The organism is Paraburkholderia caffeinilytica, from assembly GCF_051027425.1.
Taxonomy (GTDB): domain Bacteria; phylum Pseudomonadota; class Gammaproteobacteria; order Burkholderiales; family Burkholderiaceae; genus Paraburkholderia; species Paraburkholderia caffeinilytica_A.
The window spans coordinates 3664270-3680789 of sequence record NZ_CP186553.1 but is presented as its reverse complement, the minus strand read 5'-3'; the positions used below and the strand labels follow the sequence as shown (position 1 = coordinate 3680789).

General features: G+C 62.0%; 14 protein-coding genes. 13 read left to right on the top strand and 1 reads right to left on the bottom strand.

Going from position 1 to position 16520, the window contains the following annotated elements:
- Positions 1-177 precede the first annotated feature (177 nt).
- From ACOSV0_RS36800 to ACOSV0_RS36765, 8 genes are all read left to right on the top strand, one after another.
- The gene (locus ACOSV0_RS36800) at positions 178-873 is read left to right on the top strand and encodes a DNA alkylation repair protein (protein WP_434113001.1); all 696 of its coding nucleotides are present in this window, start codon (positions 178-180) and stop codon (positions 871-873) included.
- Positions 874-1201: 328 nt separating this feature from the next.
- Complete coding sequence (locus ACOSV0_RS36795) at positions 1202-3592, top strand: HAMP domain-containing protein (protein WP_434113000.1); 2391 nt, start codon at positions 1202-1204, stop codon at positions 3590-3592.
- A gap of 55 nt (positions 3593-3647) precedes the next feature.
- Positions 3648-4382, top strand: a complete 735-nt coding sequence (locus ACOSV0_RS36790) for a methyl-accepting chemotaxis protein (protein WP_434112998.1) — start codon at positions 3648-3650, stop codon at positions 4380-4382.
- The gene (locus tag ACOSV0_RS36785) at positions 4379-4918 is read left to right on the top strand and encodes a hypothetical protein (protein ID WP_434112997.1); all 540 of its coding nucleotides are present in this window, start codon (positions 4379-4381) and stop codon (positions 4916-4918) included. Before ACOSV0_RS36790 ends, ACOSV0_RS36785 begins: the two co-directional genes overlap by 4 nt.
- A gap of 44 nt (positions 4919-4962) precedes the next feature.
- A complete protein-coding gene (locus ACOSV0_RS36780; RefSeq protein ID WP_434112995.1) occupies positions 4963-5934 on the top strand; it encodes a chemotaxis protein CheX in 972 nt (323 codons plus the stop codon).
- A gap of 20 nt (positions 5935-5954) precedes the next feature.
- Positions 5955-6320 (top strand): response regulator, encoded by a 366-nt coding sequence (locus tag ACOSV0_RS36775; protein WP_028196001.1) that lies wholly within the window; start codon positions 5955-5957, stop codon positions 6318-6320.
- Positions 6321-6566: 246 nt separating this feature from the next.
- On the top strand, positions 6567-7427 hold the full coding sequence (locus ACOSV0_RS36770) for a class II glutamine amidotransferase (RefSeq protein WP_434116031.1): 861 nt from the start codon (positions 6567-6569) through the stop codon (positions 7425-7427).
- A gap of 147 nt (positions 7428-7574) precedes the next feature.
- Positions 7575-8741 (top strand): porin, encoded by a 1167-nt coding sequence (locus tag ACOSV0_RS36765; protein WP_434112993.1) that lies wholly within the window; start codon positions 7575-7577, stop codon positions 8739-8741.
- A gap of 121 nt (positions 8742-8862) precedes the next feature.
- Here ACOSV0_RS36765 and ACOSV0_RS36760 read toward each other — a convergent pair whose 3' ends face one another.
- Positions 8863-9828 carry a LysR family transcriptional regulator gene (locus tag ACOSV0_RS36760; RefSeq protein ID WP_434112991.1) on the bottom strand — a complete coding sequence of 322 codons (966 nt, stop codon included), beginning with the start codon at positions 9826-9828 and terminating at the stop codon, positions 8863-8865.
- Positions 9829-10065: 237 nt separating this feature from the next.
- On the opposite strand from ACOSV0_RS36760, the gene ACOSV0_RS36755 reads away from it, so the two are divergent.
- The 5 genes from ACOSV0_RS36755 to ACOSV0_RS36735 are packed head-to-tail and all read left to right on the top strand — an operon-like array spanning position 10066 to position 16232.
- A complete protein-coding gene (locus ACOSV0_RS36755; protein ID WP_434112989.1) occupies positions 10066-11403 on the top strand; it encodes an MFS transporter in 1338 nt (445 codons plus the stop codon).
- 10 nt (positions 11404-11413) lie between these two features.
- Positions 11414-12193, top strand: coding sequence for an SDR family NAD(P)-dependent oxidoreductase (locus ACOSV0_RS36750; protein ID WP_434112987.1), 780 nt, complete (start codon positions 11414-11416; stop codon positions 12191-12193).
- Between the two features lie 58 nt (positions 12194-12251).
- Positions 12252-13979: a dihydroxy-acid dehydratase gene (gene ilvD, locus ACOSV0_RS36745; RefSeq protein ID WP_434112985.1), complete on the top strand. Its 1728-nt coding sequence runs from the start codon at positions 12252-12254 to the stop codon at positions 13977-13979.
- Complete coding sequence (locus ACOSV0_RS36740; protein ID WP_434112982.1) at positions 13976-14905, top strand: NAD(P)-dependent oxidoreductase; 930 nt, start codon at positions 13976-13978, stop codon at positions 14903-14905. The genes ilvD and ACOSV0_RS36740 overlap by 4 nt, the downstream gene beginning before the upstream one ends.
- Positions 14906-14918: 13 nt before the next feature.
- Positions 14919-16232, top strand: a complete 1314-nt coding sequence (locus ACOSV0_RS36735) for an MFS transporter (protein ID WP_434112979.1) — start codon at positions 14919-14921, stop codon at positions 16230-16232.
- Positions 16233-16520: the final 288 nt, after the last annotated feature.

Below are 16520 nucleotides of genomic sequence, written 5' to 3'. Positions count from 1 at the left end.
TCACACACGAGCGCTTTATCGCATGACGAACCGAATAACAAGCCGAATAACGAACCGAATAACAAACCCTTTGGGAGCACTTGCCTCGCACGATCAAATCGGCGATTGTTAACGTGATGGAAGACCCGGCCGGCATCCACCGGATGCGCGCGGTCTCAATCGAGCGAACATCACGCAATGACACCCACCGCTTTCCGCAACGAAATCAAGGCCGCGCTCGCTCCGCATGCCGAAGCAGAGCGCGCGGTCGCAATGCGCGCCTACATGCGGGACAACTTCGACTTCATCGGTGTGCCGACACCGTTGCGGCGGCAAGCGGTATTGCCGGTGTTCAAGCGCTTGCCGGTGGAAAATGCCGAGCACCTGTTTGCGTGTGCCAACGTCCTTTGGTCCATGAAGCAGCGCGAATATCACTACGTGGCCACAGACCTGTTAGCACGCAAATGGAAGGTGCTGGCGGTTGCGGACATCGCGCATCTGCTCGTGCTGGCCCAGCGCAACGCCTGGTGGGATTCGATCGATCCGCTGGCCGGCGTGGTAGGCGATGTATTGAAAGCCGCGCGAGCACAGACGCCGCAAGCGCAGGCTTCGATGGATGCGGCGCTTCAGCATGAATCGCTATGGGTTCGGCGCATCGCGATGATTCACCAGCTCGGCTGGCGCGATCAGACCGACGAAACGCGTTTGTTCGGTTATGCGTGTTCGCTTGCCGGGGAAAGCGACTTCTTCATTCGCAAAGCGATCGGCTGGGCATTGCGCGACTACGCATGGCACGCGCCTCAGGCGGTGAGCCGCTTTCTATCCGGATCACGAGACATTCTGTCGCCGCTCACCTTGCGTGAGGCGTCGAAGCATCTGCCGCCGCTCGGCTGACACGCCGAGCATTCATCGTCCGCGAATCAGTCCACGCCGTGCGCCCGCAATCGGGCAGCGTTCCGTCTGGACGCGCAGTGCGTTGGTATGGCGACAGCACACAAAATTAATGGGCATTAATTAACGGCGTTAAAACCAAAAACTTTAGCAATATATTTAACGTCTTTTCGCGCGATTCAAATTGTGTAGTCATCGCTTAGTAATATGACTCAGCAATACTCAGCAAAGCTGCAAGCACGACCAGGCTGCAGGCGATATCCAACACTTTGCAAAAAACGCGCTGCCCCGATCGAGGGCCGACGCAAAAGGCCACCCGCGGGGGTTTCACATGACTATCCGTCATCGCATTACGCTATTGGTTGTCTTGATGTTCGTCGCTTTGCTGGCGATCGGCGGCTACGCCGTCTATCAAACGCGCGGCAGCGCAGCCGAAGTTCGCAAAGTGACCGAGGGCGTTGTCCCTAGCGCGCTCGCTTCGGCCGACCTCGTCTCGCAGGTCAAGGACGTGCAACTCGCCACCATGACCCTCGTTTACGCGCCGGACGCCAATATGGTCGCCCAGGCCCAGGACGAACTGAAGAAGAAAAAGGCTTCGTTGCAGCAGGCCCTCGCGCTGCAGGCTAAAGACGCCGCGAGTCACGCGCAGCAAGGTCTCGTTTCCCAGGCCAACGACAGCCTCGAGAACTACTTCTCCGCCATCGCCGAGACGGCGAAAATGAAGGCCGACGGCAAGAACGAACTCGCGCAAGCGTATCTGTTCGCCAACGTGGCACAGTATCGCGACGAACTCGAAGGCATTGTCGAAACCCTCCGCGTCGAGAAGAACCGCCAGAAAGACGAGGCGATCACCACGCTGAACGCCACACTCGCCACCATCACGACGGCCATCGCCGTTGTTACCGGCATCGCGATCATTCTGCTGACTTCGATCGGCTCGCTGCTTTACCGTCAGATCACTCGCCCGCTCAGCCGCATGCAAGCCATGATGAGCGAAATCGCGTCGAGCCAGGATTTCACGCGCCGCGTGCCGGTGGGCCGGCTGGACGAAATCGGCCATTCGATCGTCGCCTTCAACGGCATGATCGAGAAGATTCAGGAAAGCTCGGCGCAACTCAAGCAGAAGACCGCCGACATTCAGGCGATGTTGCAGAACATGCAGCAAGGTATCTTGACGGTGGTCGACGGCGCCGTGATCCACTCGGAGTACTCGGCATATCTGGAAGACATCTTCGAAACGAAAGATATCGCCGGCCGCGGTCTGATGGATCTGGTGTTCTCGGATACCGATCTTGGCTCGGACGTGCTCTCGCAAGTCGATGCGGCGGCGCACGCGTGCCTCGGTGAAGACTGCATCAACTTCGCGTTCAACCAGCATTTGCTGGTCGGCGAAATTTCGAAGCGCATGGCCGATGGCCGCGTGAAGATTCTCGACCTCAGCTGGTCGGCGATCACCGACGAAAACGACGTCATTGTGCGGTTGATGCTGTGCGTGCGCGACGTTACCGAACTGCGCAAGCTCGCGGCGGAAGCCAGCGAACAGCGCCGCCGTCTCGACATGATCGGCGAGATTCTCGCGGTGAGCGAAGAGAAGTTCCATCACTTCATTGAAAGCTCCGCGGGCTTTGTCAGCGAGAACGAGCGCATCATCCGCAAGCATTCGGAAGCGGACCATGCGGCGATCGCCGAACTGTTCCGCAACATGCACACCATCAAGGGCAATGCGCGCACCTATAACCTGGCGCATCTGACCAATGTCGTCCATGAAACCGAGCAGAGCTACCACGAGTTGCGCCAACCGGATGCGGACCGTTCGTGGGATCAGGAACATCTGATGCAGGAACTGACGCGCGTGCGCGAGGCGATCGAGAGCTACGCGAAGATCAACGAACATAGTCTTGGCCGCAAGGGCAAGGCCGGAGCGAATAGCGCCGGCAATGCTAACCGCTACGTGATGGTCGAGAAGGACCAGATTCAGCAGACGCTGAGCCTGCTGGACAAGACGAACGCCGGCGAACTCCACGAATTGCAGTCGATGCGCGATGCGATGCGCCGAACCTTGCGCGCTTTCGGCAGCGAAAGCGTGCGCGACGCGCTGTCCGGCGTGCTGGATTCGCTGCCTTCGCTCGCGCAGGAACTGGGCAAGCCGGCGCCGACCGTGCGTATCGACGACAACGGCTATCGTCTGCGCGGCCAGGCAGGCGGCACGCTGAACAACGTGTTCATGCATCTGCTGCGCAATTCGATGGATCACGGCATCGAAACGGCCGAGGCGCGCAGCGCGCACGGCAAGACGCCGGCCGGCACGATCGATATCGAAGTGGGCGTGGACAAGCGGGCACTGCAGATCACGCTCAGCGACGACGGTCGCGGCCTCGCGCTCGAACGGATCCGCGGCATTGCCGTCGAGCGTGGCTGGATCGGCAGCGACGAACAACTGAGCGACGAAGCCATCGCCGAATTCATTTTCCGGCCGGGTTTCTCGACCGCGGCGACGGTCACGGAAGTGTCGGGCCGCGGCGTCGGCATGGACGCCGTGCGCGACTTCCTCAAGCGCGAAAACGGCCACATCGAACTGCGCTTTACCGACGATCGCAAGGGCGCCTCGTTCCGTCAGTTCCAGACGATCGTCTGCCTGCCGGATAGCGTCGCCGTCGACATGCTCGGTGTCGAAGCGCGTGGCGATGCCGGCGAACTGCAACTTGATGCGATGGCGGATTGAACGTTGGTCGAACGCTGATTGACGCGCTTCGCGACGGACTTCGGAAGGATAGGTTGTGATTCAACAGTATGTATTGGCGGCAATGGCAGGCAGCGCGGTGACCGCGCTGCTGGCGTTTGTCGTGCACAAGTTGCAAAACACGAGGCTGACGGCACGCCTGCGTGCCGAAGCGGACGCCCGGATCAAAGCGTTGTCGGCGGAATACGCGGACCACGGTGAAGCGATCCGCGAACACGAACAGGCCGCGCAGGAGATGGAAGCATTGGCCGCGCAGTTGCGCGACGAGTTGATGCAGCAGTCGGCCAGCATCGAAGAACTGCGTGCAACGCTGAAAGCAGCGACCGACGACAAGGACCAGTGGGCGCAGCAGGCGCAACAGATCGTCGGCGAGGCCGCGCGTCTGAAGAGCCTCGGCGCAACATTCGAGCGCTGGCACGAGCAGATGATTTCGCTGATGACGCAGAACCACGACATGCACGCGAAGAATCAGGAGCTGTCGTCGATTGTCCGGCATGTGGTGATCGTTTCGCTGAACGCGTCGATTGAAGCCGCGCGCGCGGGTCCGGCCGGACGCGGTTTCGCGGTGGTGGCCAGCGAAGTGCGGGCGCTCGCGGCACGTTCCGAGGAGTTGTCGAAGAGTTATCGCGACAGCTTGCATCGCAACGACCTGACCACGACCTCCACGTTCCAGGACATTCAGGCGGGCGGCAAGATGATCGCGGCGTCGCTCTCCAGCGTCGAGTCGCTCGCCAATCAGTTCCACGCGAAGCTGCACCAGGTGTCGATGTGATCACGAGCAACGCGAAGGACAGCTTCGACCGCATTTTTCGCAAGGCGGCGCAGGCGCGTTTGCCGCAGGACGCCGGCGATACGTGCGAGATCGTGTCGCTCGCGGAGGCCGGTACCGGTGCGACGAAGGACACTCAGGTGGTCGTACTGACCATCTCGTCGATCGTGTTCAGACTGCTGCTGATCCTGCACTTCGACGAAAACGACAGCACCCGCGACTACTACCTGAATGAGGGCGATGAGCGGCCGTTTCAGGAAGCTTTTCTGGAAATCTGCAATCTGTGCTGCGGCGCGATGAATCAGGAGTTGCTGCACTATTTTCCGGACCTCGGCATGTCGACGCCTTATGTATTGAGTGCGCGCTGTCTGGGGCATCTGTCCGAACTGAAGCCGGGTTTTCTGTCGTCGTATTCGATCACGCTTAACGGTTCCGTGCAGCTTGCCGCCACGGTATGCGTGTGCGCGCATGCACCGATCGACTTCGTGGCGGATATGGCCGCAATCGAAGAAACCAGCGGCGAGCTGGAGCTGTTTTGAGCTTTGACCATGACGCCGACATTTGCTGTGATCAGGAACGCGAAATGAACATGAACAAACCGGTCTGCAAGGTGTTGGTGCTGGACGACAACCCGCTGCATAAAGAAGCGTTGAAACGCTTCTGCGACGAGAACAATCTGGTCGGCGTGAAAGTCGGCAAGAGCCGCTTGCAGTCGGTGCTGCGCTCGAACATCGATCTGGGTGCGGTTCTGTTCGGTGAAGGTTACGGCGGCTCGGCCGAAGCGAGCGCCGAAATCGCGATCAGGATCAACGCGCTGCGCCCCGAGTTGCCGATCATCATGCGGCGGGATGACGATCCGGGCGTAGAAGGTTTGCCGGAGAGCTTGCGCCGCGTGGTCTGCGCCGCTTATGTCGCGCACGATATGGCGCCGTTGCGCAAGGTGATCGACGAATACCTCTTCAGCCTGGATTACCCGAATGCGCTAGTGCGCGGCATCGCCGACATGACGCAGGCGATTCTCGGCGACGTGTTCAAGGACATGGCCATCACGTGCGACACGCCGTATATCGTGCGCGACCGGATCATCTTCGGCGAGGTGTTCAGCCTGATCCCGCTGGAAAGCGCGTGGTGCCGCGGCTACATGATGATGCAGGCGGAGGAGACGCCGATTCTCGAATTGCTCGACCGCTATCGGATGAGCGACAACGCAGAAGACGGCGAAGCAAACTTCCGCGATCTGAACAGCGTGCTCGGCGAAGTGACGAATCTGATCTGGGGTTCGTTCAAGAACCGTTATGTCGGCGATGCGGACGCCTGGCGGCGCAGCCAGGTGCAGGTGCCGCTGCTGGTGAACCACAAGCATAAGTACATCTCGTTCGGCAGCGGCAATCCGCAGCTGTGTTTCGTGTACTCGCTGACGGACCCGCAGTCGGGCCGGTCGGTCAAGTTGCATCAACGTTTTGTGTTCAGCCTGAGCTGGTCGCCGGAGGACTTCAAGGAAGTCACGGACGACGTCGGCGCAATGGTCGAAGCGGGCGAACTGGATCTGTTCTGAATGTTGTCATAGGAAAAAACATGTCGAAAATTCTGGTGGTGGATGATTCGAGCACGGTGCGCGACGAAGTGGCCGGCTTTCTCAAGAAGAACGGTCTGGACGTCGACACGGCGGTGGACGGCAAGGACGGCCTCGCCAAACTGAAGGCCAGCCCCGGCATCAAGCTGGTAATCAGCGACGTCAACATGCCGAATATGGACGGTCTGACGATGGTCGAGAAGATTCGCGGCGAACTCGCGAACACGACCGTCAACGTCATCATGCTGACGACCGAGAGCAGCCCGGCGATGAAGGAGCGCGGCAAGGCGGCAGGCGTGAAAGGCTGGATCGTCAAGCCGTTCAAGGGCGACGCAGTGCTGGAAACGTTCCGCAAGCTGGCGAGCTAGACGCAGCACGCGCGGCGGGCCGGGCCGGTCAAAGGTGAGGGTTTTCGGGAGCCCGCGCGCCGGTGATTTGCAAAGCATGATTCGCTATAACGGCGGCGGTTGAAACACGCTAGTCTCCCAGTGAATGTGAACGACTGGGATGACACGGGATGGCCGCGAAAACCTCAAAAAACACCGGCGCCGCAACCGCGGATGCCGTCACGTTCACACATGTTCCGGCGCAATGGGCATAGGGCGGCCGCGGATATGTGCCAATTGCTCGCCCTCAGCTGCGCCGAACCCACCGACGTCAGTTTCTCGCTGACAGGCTTTGCCGCACGCGGCGGCCTCACCGACCATCACGTTGACGGCTGGGGCGTGGCGTTCTACGAAGATCGCGCGTGCCGCGTGTTCGTCGACGAAAAGCCGGCGTGTCAGTCGCCGGTAGCGGAGTTTCTGAAGAGCTATCCGATCAAGTCGCGCAATGTCGTCGCGCATATTCGCAAGGCGACTCAAGGCGGCGCGCGAGTGGAAAACTGCCACCCGTTCATGCGTACCTTGCGTGGCCGGCAATGGGTGTTCGCGCATAACGGTGACCTGCAACCGCTCGGTGAACCGGAGCAAGGTCCGTATGCACCGGTCGGCACGACCGATAGCGAGGCGGCGTTCTGCTTCATCATGAATCGCCTTTCCGCGCATTTCGCCACGCATGCGGATACGGATGCGGGCGCGGACGACATCGACGCCGTGTTCGACATTATCGAGCAGGCAACGTACACACTGAACCCGTATGGCATTTTCAACTTCGTGCTTTCGAACGGCACGGCGCAATTCGCGTATTGCTCGACGCGTCTGTCGTATGTGATACGTCACTGGCCATTTTCGAGCGCACGTCTCGTCGACGGCGATCTGACGGTGGATTTCGCCGAGCGTGGCACGCTGGCCGATCGCACCGCGGTGATCGCCACCACACCGCTTACCGATGAAGTATGGACCGCCTGCCAACCAGGCGATCTGCTGATGTTCCGCAGCGGCGCGCTGGTGCGGCGCGCACATGTACCCGTTCCCGCCGAGGTCCTCGCGACCTCGAAATACGCGCCTTCCGAATTGTCCGCCGTTCCGGCGTGATATCGCGCCAATACGCGGCCTTAGAAGCGATCGCGCGACTGTCGCTTTTATATCCATCGAAGAATTAGTTCGTTTGCCGACGCAAATTCCTCTCGTATCGTTTCGCCAGATTTAAACAAATAGAACATTGATACGGGAACTCAAAAAATGAAACGTCTTTCTCTCCTCGCATTGCCTGCTGGTCTTCTGTTTGCTGCCGGCGCTCAGGCGCAAAGCAGCGTCACGCTGTATGGCATCGTCGATGCCGGTATCGCTTATGTGCATAACGCACAAGGCACGAACGGCCAGAATCAGTCGTCGCTCGTGAAGTTCAGCAGCGGCAATCTATCCGGCAGCCGCTGGGGCCTCAAGGGCACCGAAGACCTGGGCGGCGGTCTCGCCGCCGTGTTCCAACTCGAGAACGGCTTCAACGTTGGTACGGGCGCGCTTGGCCAGGGCGGCCGCGAATTCGGCCGCAAGGCGGTGGTCGGGTTGTCGAGCGGTACGTGGGGTACGGTCACGGCGGGACGTCAATACGATCCGGTCGTGGACCTGGTTCAAGGCCTCACGGAAGACAACTACTTCGGCGGTGTATTCGGCACGCCTGGTGACCTGGACAACTACGACAACAGTCTGCGTGTGAGCAACTCGGTCAAGTATGTGAGCCCGCTGTTTGCCGGCTTCCAGGTCGAGGCGCTGTATGGCGTGGGCGGTGTGGCAGGTGCGACCGGCAGCGGCCAGACGTATAGCTTCGGCGCGGCTTATGCGAACGGGCCGTTGTCGCTCGGCGCAGGCTACTTCTACGCCAATGGCGGCAACACCACGACAGCGAATGTGCGGACGTGGACCAGCAGTTCCGATTCGCTGTTTAACACCGTCATCAACGCGGGCTTTGCGAGCGCGAAGTCGATTCAGATCGTGCGTGTCGGCGGACAGTATGTGATCGGCGCGGCAACGTTCGGTGCCGCTTACTCGAACACGCAGTACGCGAGCGACGCGTTCTCCGCGTTCCGCAACACTGCCAAGTTTAACAACGGCTCGGTGTTCTTCAACTATCAGATCACGCCGGCTTTGCGCACGGGCGTGGGCTATAACTACACGTCGTTGACGGGCCCGAGTTCGGCGCATTACAACCAGGTCAACCTCGGTGCGGACTACGCGCTGTCGAAGCGCACCGAACTATACGCACTGGCCGGCTACCAGAAGGCGAGCGGCAACACGCTGAACGCGAGCGGCAAAGTGGTGAGCGCCCAGGCGTCGATTGGCGATTACGGCGTGAATTCAGGGACCAACAGTCAGGAAGTGGCGATCGTGGGTATTCGCCACAAGTTCTGATTGCGTAGCTGAACGGACCGGCCGCCTTGACGGCGGCCGGTTCTCTGAATCTCTGCAGGAAGCGCAAAGGTGAGAATATTCGGGAGCCGCAGGCAATCGGCGACACGTGAGCCCACCGGCGTCATTCCGCCTCACCATCCATCAATTCCGACGACGACTCCCGCAAGCACTCGCTGAACAGATCCGCCGCCGGCGCGGACGTATCCGCGCGCCACACCAGCACCACTTCACCCAACGGTTCGAGCGGCGCGAGCGGCAGTACGCGCATGCGTCCACGGCTTACGTGATGCCGCGCGATCGAGAGCGGCAGGATCGACACGAAGTCTCCCCCAATCAGCAACGACAGATTCAATGTCAGCGAACTCGATTCGACCGCGCCGCGATCGAGCGGGATGCCTTGTCCGGCGAGCGTCTCGGCCAGTGTCGCGAAAGCGGGTGAACCCCGCAGCGGCGTAATCCAGCGCGCCGAGCGCAGATCGTTCCAGCTCACCGGCATATCCACCTTGCCGAGCGGATGGCTCGCGCCCACGACGAACACGAACGGCTCGCGATGCAACGTCTGCTGGCGCAGCATGCCCTGATTGCCGGCGAGCCGGTTACGGCCTAAGGCGAGATCGAGCTCGCCTTCGTCGAGCATCTTGATCAGCTTGTCGAGTGTCGCTTCCACGAACGAGAGCGTTGCCGACGGCGCGCGCCGCATGAACAGTTCGACCGCATGCGCGATCAGCGGCTGCGGAATCGTCACGACTGCGCCGAAGCGCACGTGACCCGCCGTACCGGTGGTCAGCGCGCTGACGTCGCGGCGCGCCAGTTCGATGTGTCGCAGGACTTCCCGGCCACGTGCGGCCATCACCTTGCCGATGCTGGTCAACTCGACCGCGTTGCCGACTCGTCGGGCGACCGGTACGCCGAGCGCTTCCTCGATTTCACCAATCTGTTTCGAAATGGCCGGCTGTGTGACGTGGAAGGCGGCCGCAACCCGCGTCACCTGACCGAGCTCCGCGAGACTCGCGAGTATGCGCAGATGCGGCAGCTTCAGGCCGCTGCGGAAGAAGCGGTCGATTGCGTCGTTTTCGGTGGTTGCCATCTGTGTTTACCGGGTAGATATAACTGAATGGTAATGACTTTTGCCAAAACAGTGATTTGCGGTTTGGCGATCAACCCGGCTAATCTCCAATATCGGCAGGACGGTAGAGCGTGAAGCGGGTGGGTCGAGCATAGCAGCCTGGCCTTGATCGCATGACTCCGGGTATAACCGGAGTCGCTTCATGCGCCGCAGCGCCGCGACCACAGCGCGCATTCAAGCGCGCGGAAGGAGACAAGCATGAGCACCCCTCTATACGGCGGCGTTGAGCGGCCCGCTGTGCCTAATAAACCCGCGGAACCCACGGAATCCGCGGAACGCATGGCGCTGTATCGCAAGCTCGCCTGGCGCATCGTGCCGTTTCTGTTTCTCGCGTTCATCGTCGCGTATATCGATCGTGTGAACGTGAGCTTCGCCAAGTTGCAGATGCTCACCGATCTCTCGTTGAGCGAGACCGTGTACGGCGCGGGCGCCGGTATCTTCTTTCTCGGCTATTTCATCTTCGAGGTGCCGAGCAACCTCATCCTGCATCGCGTCGGCGCACGTGTCTGGATCGCGCGGATCATGGTCACGTGGTCGATCGTCTCGTGTCTGACGATGTTCGCGAGCGGCGCGACCTCGTTCTACGTATTGCGCTTTCTGCTTGGCGTCGCCGAAGCGGGCTTTTTCCCCGGCATCGTGCTGTATCTGTCGACGTGGTTTCCGTCGACCCGGCGCTCGCAGATCATCGCGCTGTTCATGGCGGCGATTCCGGTGTCGGGTGCGATCGGCGGTCCGGTGTCGGGCTGGATCATGCAGCAACTGGCCGGCGTGCAGGGGCTCGCCGGCTGGAAGTGGCTGTTCCTGATCGAGGGGATCGCTTCGCTGGTGGTCGGCATCGCTGCATTTTTCGTCCTGCACGACCGTATCGAATCGGTGAGCTGGCTGAACAAGGAGGAAAAGGCGCTGCTTGCGCGCGACCTCGAAGCCGATGCGCAAACACGTGCCCATCAAACGGTGCGCGGCGCGTTCACCAATCCGAAAGTGTGGCTGCTTGGGCTGCTGTACTTCTGCATCGCCATGGGCAACTACGGACTCGTCTTCTGGCTGCCGACCATGATCCGCGCGAGCGGTGTGGTGAGCGTGGCGAATATCGGTTTGCTGTCGGCGGTGCCGTCGCTGATCAGCGCGGTCGCGATGATCCTGATCGCGCGTCACGCCGACAAGCACGACGAGCGGCGCAAGCACGTGGCCGTGTGCGCGGTGCTGGGTGCCGCCGGCATGCTGGCTTCGGTGCTGCTCGGCCAACACGTGTGGCTCTCGATGGCGGCGCTGGTGGTCGCGGCGATCGGCATCAATTCGATTGCACCGGTGTTCTGGGGCATTCCGACCGCGCTGATGGGGGGCGTGGGCGCGGCGGCGGCCATCGCGGTGATTAATTGCACCGGCAATCTGGCGGGCTTCGTGAGCCCGTACGTAATCGGTTTTCTGAAGGACACGACCGGCACCTTGCTGCCCGGCATGATCGTGCTTGCCTGCGCGCTGGTGCTGGCCGCCGTGATCGTGCTGGCGATGCCGGCCGCACGCAAAGCATCATGAGGAGAGAGGAATGACGCAGCAGGTCTGTATGGTCACCGGCGCGGCTACCGGCATTGGCGCGGCCACGGCGTTGCGCTTTGCCGGCGCCGGTTGGGCGGTGGCGATCGGTAACTTCGACGACAGCACGCGCGAAGCGGCGTTGGCCGTCGAAGCGCAATGCAAACAACTCGGCGCCGAGACGATGGTATTCGACGTCGATGTCGGTTCCGACGCCGCGTGCGTGAAAGCGGTCAACGCGGTGGCCTCGAAGTGGCAGCGCATCGACGCGCTGATCAACTGCGCCGGCACGACGCGCTTCATCCCGCACGGCGATCTGGCCGCTGTCGACGACATGGAGTTCGAGCGCGTGTATCGCGTGAACCTGATCGGCATGTTTCAGATGACGCGCGCCGCCGTGCCCGTGTTGCGCGATTCGTCGACCGCTTCGCATAGCACGGCGGTGATCAATATCTCGTCGCTGGCCGCGTTGAACGGCACGGGCTCTTCCATTGCCTATGCCGCTTCGAAGGGCGCGGTCAATACGCTGACCTTCTCGCTTGCCCGCAGTCTCGCGCCGCATATCCGCGTGAACGCGCTGGCGCCCGGCATGGTGGACGACGGCTTGCCGCGTCGCGTGCTGGGCGAGGAGGCGTACGCGAAGATCGTCGACAGCATGACGAATGTCGCGCCGCTCAAGCGTGTGTCGCAGCCCGGCGAGATCGCCGACCTTGCGTGGTTCATTGTTGCGCATGCGCCTTCGATGACCGGCCAGGTGATCGCCGCCGAGAACGGCATGCTGCTGAACGGCTGAACGGCTGAACGGCTGAACGGCTGAACGCACCGCACACGGACATGTACAGGAAAAAACCATGAGCAATCTTCACAAACACCGCTCGCGCACCGTCACCGAAGGCATCACGCGCACGCCGCATCGCGCATTCCTGCGGGCGACCGGCATGGACGACGCGGCGATCGACAAGCCCTTCGTTGCGATTGTCGATACGTTCGGCGAAAACACGCCATGCTCGATGTCGCTTGCCGCCGTTTCCGACAACGTGCGTCTCGGCGTCGCGGCGGGCGGCGGTGTGCCGATTCGCGGCTCGGCGATCTCGGTGTCGGACGGCACCTCGATGAATCATTCGGGCATGCGTTTCAGTCTCGTGTCGCGCGAGATCATCGCGGACAGCGTCGAAGTGTTCGTGCGCGCGCATTGCTATGACGCGTTCGTCGGCGTGGCCGGTTGCGACAAAACGCTGCCCGGCATTCTGATGGGCATGGTGCGGGTGAACGTGCCGGGCGTGTTTCTGTTCGGTGGCGCGATGTTGCCGGGCATCGCGCCGGACGGCACGCAAGCCACCATCCTCACCGCGATCGAAGCGGTGGGGGCGGCGCAACGCGGCGACATGTCGCTCGAAACCTTGCGCGGTATCGAGAAGCGTTGCACGCCGGGTGCGGGATCTTGCCCCGGACAATTCACCGCGAACACGATGGCGATGGTCGCCGAAACGCTCGGTCTCGCGCCGCTCGGCTCGGCAATGGTGCCCGCGGTATACAGCGAGCGCATTGCAATCGCACGCCGTGCGGGCGAAACGGTCATGAACACGCTGAAAAACGGTGGACCGTTGCCGCGTGATCTGGTCACGCGCAAGAGCCTGGAAAATGCGTGCGCCGCAGTGGCTGCCACCGGCGGCTCGACCAACGCGGCGCTGCACATTCCCGCGATCGCGCACGAGGCGGGCATCCGCTTTACGTTGGACGATGTATCGGAGGTGCTGGCCCGCACACCGTTGATCGGCGATCTGCAGCCGGGCGGCAAGTATCTCGCATTGGATCTGTATCACGTTGGCGGCGTGCCCGCGGTACTGAATGCGCTGCTCGCGGGCGGCTTCCTGCATGGCGATACGTTGACGCAAACCGGCGAAACGCTCGAAACCGCGTTGAAGGCGTTCGCGGGTCCGGATGGCCGCGTCGTCCGTCCGCATAACGAACCGTTGAGCGAGAACGCCGGGTTGGTGGTGTTGCGCGGCAATCTCGCACCGGACGGCGCGTGTCTGAAAACCGCGGGCCTGAAATCGCTGGTTTTCAGCGGCACTGCGCGCGTGTTCGAAACTGAAGAGGCGTGCATGTCGGTCGTGTCGAAGCGCACCTATCAGGAAGGCGACGTGCTCGTGATCCGCAACGAAGGACCGAAAGGCGGCCCCGGCATGCGCGAAATGCTCAGCGTGACGGCGGCGATCTACGGCCAGGGCATGGGAGAAAAAGTCGCGTTACTGACGGACGGACGCTTCTCCGGCGCGACGCGCGGTATGTGCATCGGCTACGTCGGACCGGAAGCGGCAGCGGGTGGCCCGATTCGTTTGCTCAGAGACGGTGACCGGATTCACATCGACGCACACAAAGGCACGCTCGACGTCGAATTGAGCGACGCGGAACTCGCGCGGCGCAGCAAGGAGCTTGTGCCGTTCACGAGAGGTCGCCTGGGTGGCGTACTGGAGAAATACGAAGCGCTGGTGCGGCCGGCGAATCTCGGCGCGGTGACGCACTCGGGCGCCGTGGAGTGGCCGTATGAGGCGTCGATCGGCGAGGATGAGGCATGAGCGCCGCCATCGTGCCGGATGCGCCGCGCGTCGGTTTTTGCGGCATCGGCAAGATGGGCGAGCCGATGGCCTGGCGCTTGCTCGCGGCTGGGCATGCGCTGCGGGTGTGGAATCGATCGTCGGCGAAACTGGCGGCGCTGGCAGCAGAGGGCGGTGTTGTCAGCGATTCGCCCAGGCAACTGGCCGAGACGAGCGATGTCGTGATGCTGTGTCTCGGCGATGGCCACGCCGTCGAAGAAGTCGTTTTCGGTGAACGGGGGCTTGCGCATGCGGCCACCGCTCCGCGCTTTCTGGTCGACCATTCGACGATTGCCCCCGCTGAAACCCAGCGCCTCGCCCGGCGTTGGCATGAACTGACCGGCGGCGCGTGGATCGATGCACCCGTGTCCGGCGGCACGGCAGGCGCCGTGACGGGCACGCTTGCGATCATGTGCGGCGGTCACGCGAACGACATCGCTGCAGTCGAACCGCTGCTGCGCGCCTATGCTGCGCGTGTCACCCGCATGGGCGCCACTGGCGCGGGACAGGCGACCAAGCTCGCGAATCAGGCGATTGTCGTGACGACCATCGCGGGTATCGCAGAGGCCTGCGTGCTGGCGCAGCGCGCAGGCATCGAGGCCGCAGCGATACCGGCCGCCTTGCGAGGCGGCTGGGCCGATTCGGTGCTGCTGCAAACCTTGATGCCGCGAATGCTGACGCCGCCGGCCAGTCCATCGGGCACGATCCGGACGATGCTGAAGGACCTCGACGCGGTGGCGGAATTGGCGCGCGAGGCTAACGCACCGCTGCGCGCCGTCGGCGAGGTGCGCAAACTTTTGCGCGAAGCTGTCGAACAGGGACTCGGCGATGAAGACATCTCGCAGATCGTCCAGGTCCTGCTCGATCAGCGCATGGCGCATCAGCCGGAAATCAACAACGAGCATTAAGCAGGAGACCACCATGTCCAGTCTTGAATCCGCCAGCCTCGCGCAAGAAGCTCCGGCGCGGCTCACGCGCTCGCAGTGGCGCATGATCATTCTCGCGAGTCTTGGCGGCGCGCTCGAGTTTTACGATTTCGTCGTCTACGGCATCTTCGCGCAGTTTATTGGCCGGGCGTTTTTTCCGATGCGCGATCCGATTGTCGGCTTGATGTTGTCGTTTGCCGTGTTCGCGGTCGGCTATCTCGCGCGTCCGGTTGGCGGCATCGTGCTCAGCTATTTCGGCGACAGGTACGGACGTAGGCGCGTGTTCATCGTGTCGGTGATCGTCGTCTCGATGTGTACGATCGGGATGGGTATCGTGCCGACTTACGCGACGTGGGGCATCAGCGCCACGCTGCTGATGATCCTGCTGCGTCTCATGCAAGGCTTCTGTCTTGGCGGGGAGTTGCCCGGCTCGATTACCTACGTGGTCGAATCGGTGCCGCGGCGCGCGGGGCTCGTGTGCGGCATCGTGTTCTTCTGCGTGAACTCCGGTGTGCTGCTAGCAGCGGCCGTCAATCTCTCGGTGCACAGCGTTCTGAGCGGCGACGATGTCGCGGCGTACGGCTGGCGCATTGCGTTTCTGTTCGGCGGTGCAATCGGCCTGTTGAGTTTCTGGCTGCGCCGCAAGCTCGAAGAAACGCCTGCTTTCGCAGAGATGAAGCATCTCGCCGCGAAGCATCCGCTGGCAGAACTGTTGCGCGAGCACTGGCGTCCCGTGTTGCTCGGCATCGGCACGACAGCGGTAGTCGCGGCATTCAACGGCTTGCTGTTCGCGCACATGCCGGCTTATCTCGACCGTGTGCTGCACTACGACCCGCGCCGCGTGGCGATCGGGCAGAACGTCGGTCTCGCGGTGGTGTCGGTGGGCATTCTGCTGTCCGGCTGGCTCGGCGACAAACTGCCGAGGCGCTTTGTGTTGCGCTTCGGCTCGCTGCTCCTGATGGTGCTGAGCTATCCGTTCTACCTGGCCGCAAGCCGCCATACGACCGATGTCGTGCTGCTGCTCGCACTGGCCGGTGTGGCCGCGTGCCTCGCCAACGGCACGTTCGCCTGCATCATCGCCGACATGTTTCCGACGCGTGTGCGTTTCAGTGGCGTCGCGTTGACGTTCAATGTCAGCTTCACCGTATTTAGCGGCACAGCGCCGTTGATCGCCACGTGGCTGATTTCGTCGACGGGTAATGTCGCCGCGCCTGCGTATTTCATGGCGGCGTGCGCGGCGCTTTCGCTGGTCGCGAGCTTTGGATTGAAAGCGGTGAGCGGCAAGATCGATTCACGCGCTGCAGGCTGATGCCGCTCAACGGATGGTGCCGTTGTTCGGCACCATTGTCTTTGCGCCGAGTTGGGCAATCCCGAAAGCACATCGCTTACCGGCGCTCGCACCGCCTCTTACCTGGGTATGCAGATTACTTGACCCGCTCCAAAGGTGAGGGTTTGCGGGAGTAGCCTGTTTCCGGACACTGGTGCCCCGCCCAGCATGCCTTTGCGGCCTGCCCCCACACTCTTGAGGTGAGCTTTTTCGGGAACAGCCCGACGGGCACTTCGCGCCGAACCCCAATCGCTCCGTGCCAAAGGTGAG

Coding starts and splice junctions, on each gene's coding strand:
- ACOSV0_RS36800 (WP_434113001.1), top strand. CDS start 178: ATGACACCCACCGCTTTCCGCAACGAAATCAAGGCCGCGCTCGCTCCG.
- ACOSV0_RS36795 (WP_434113000.1), top strand. CDS start 1,202: ATGACTATCCGTCATCGCATTACGCTATTGGTTGTCTTGATGTTCGTC.
- ACOSV0_RS36780 (WP_434112995.1), top strand. CDS start 4,963: ATGAACATGAACAAACCGGTCTGCAAGGTGTTGGTGCTGGACGACAAC.
- ACOSV0_RS36775 (WP_028196001.1), top strand. CDS start 5,955: ATGTCGAAAATTCTGGTGGTGGATGATTCGAGCACGGTGCGCGACGAA.
- ACOSV0_RS36770 (WP_434116031.1), top strand. CDS start 6,567: ATGTGCCAATTGCTCGCCCTCAGCTGCGCCGAACCCACCGACGTCAGT.
- ACOSV0_RS36765 (WP_434112993.1), top strand. CDS start 7,575: ATGAAACGTCTTTCTCTCCTCGCATTGCCTGCTGGTCTTCTGTTTGCT.
- ACOSV0_RS36760 (WP_434112991.1), bottom strand. CDS start 9,828: ATGGCAACCACCGAAAACGACGCAATCGACCGCTTCTTCCGCAGCGGC.
- ACOSV0_RS36755 (WP_434112989.1), top strand. CDS start 10,066: ATGAGCACCCCTCTATACGGCGGCGTTGAGCGGCCCGCTGTGCCTAAT.
- ACOSV0_RS36750 (WP_434112987.1), top strand. CDS start 11,414: ATGACGCAGCAGGTCTGTATGGTCACCGGCGCGGCTACCGGCATTGGC.
- ilvD (WP_434112985.1), top strand. CDS start 12,252: ATGAGCAATCTTCACAAACACCGCTCGCGCACCGTCACCGAAGGCATC.
- ACOSV0_RS36740 (WP_434112982.1), top strand. CDS start 13,976: ATGAGCGCCGCCATCGTGCCGGATGCGCCGCGCGTCGGTTTTTGCGGC.
- ACOSV0_RS36735 (WP_434112979.1), top strand. CDS start 14,919: ATGTCCAGTCTTGAATCCGCCAGCCTCGCGCAAGAAGCTCCGGCGCGG.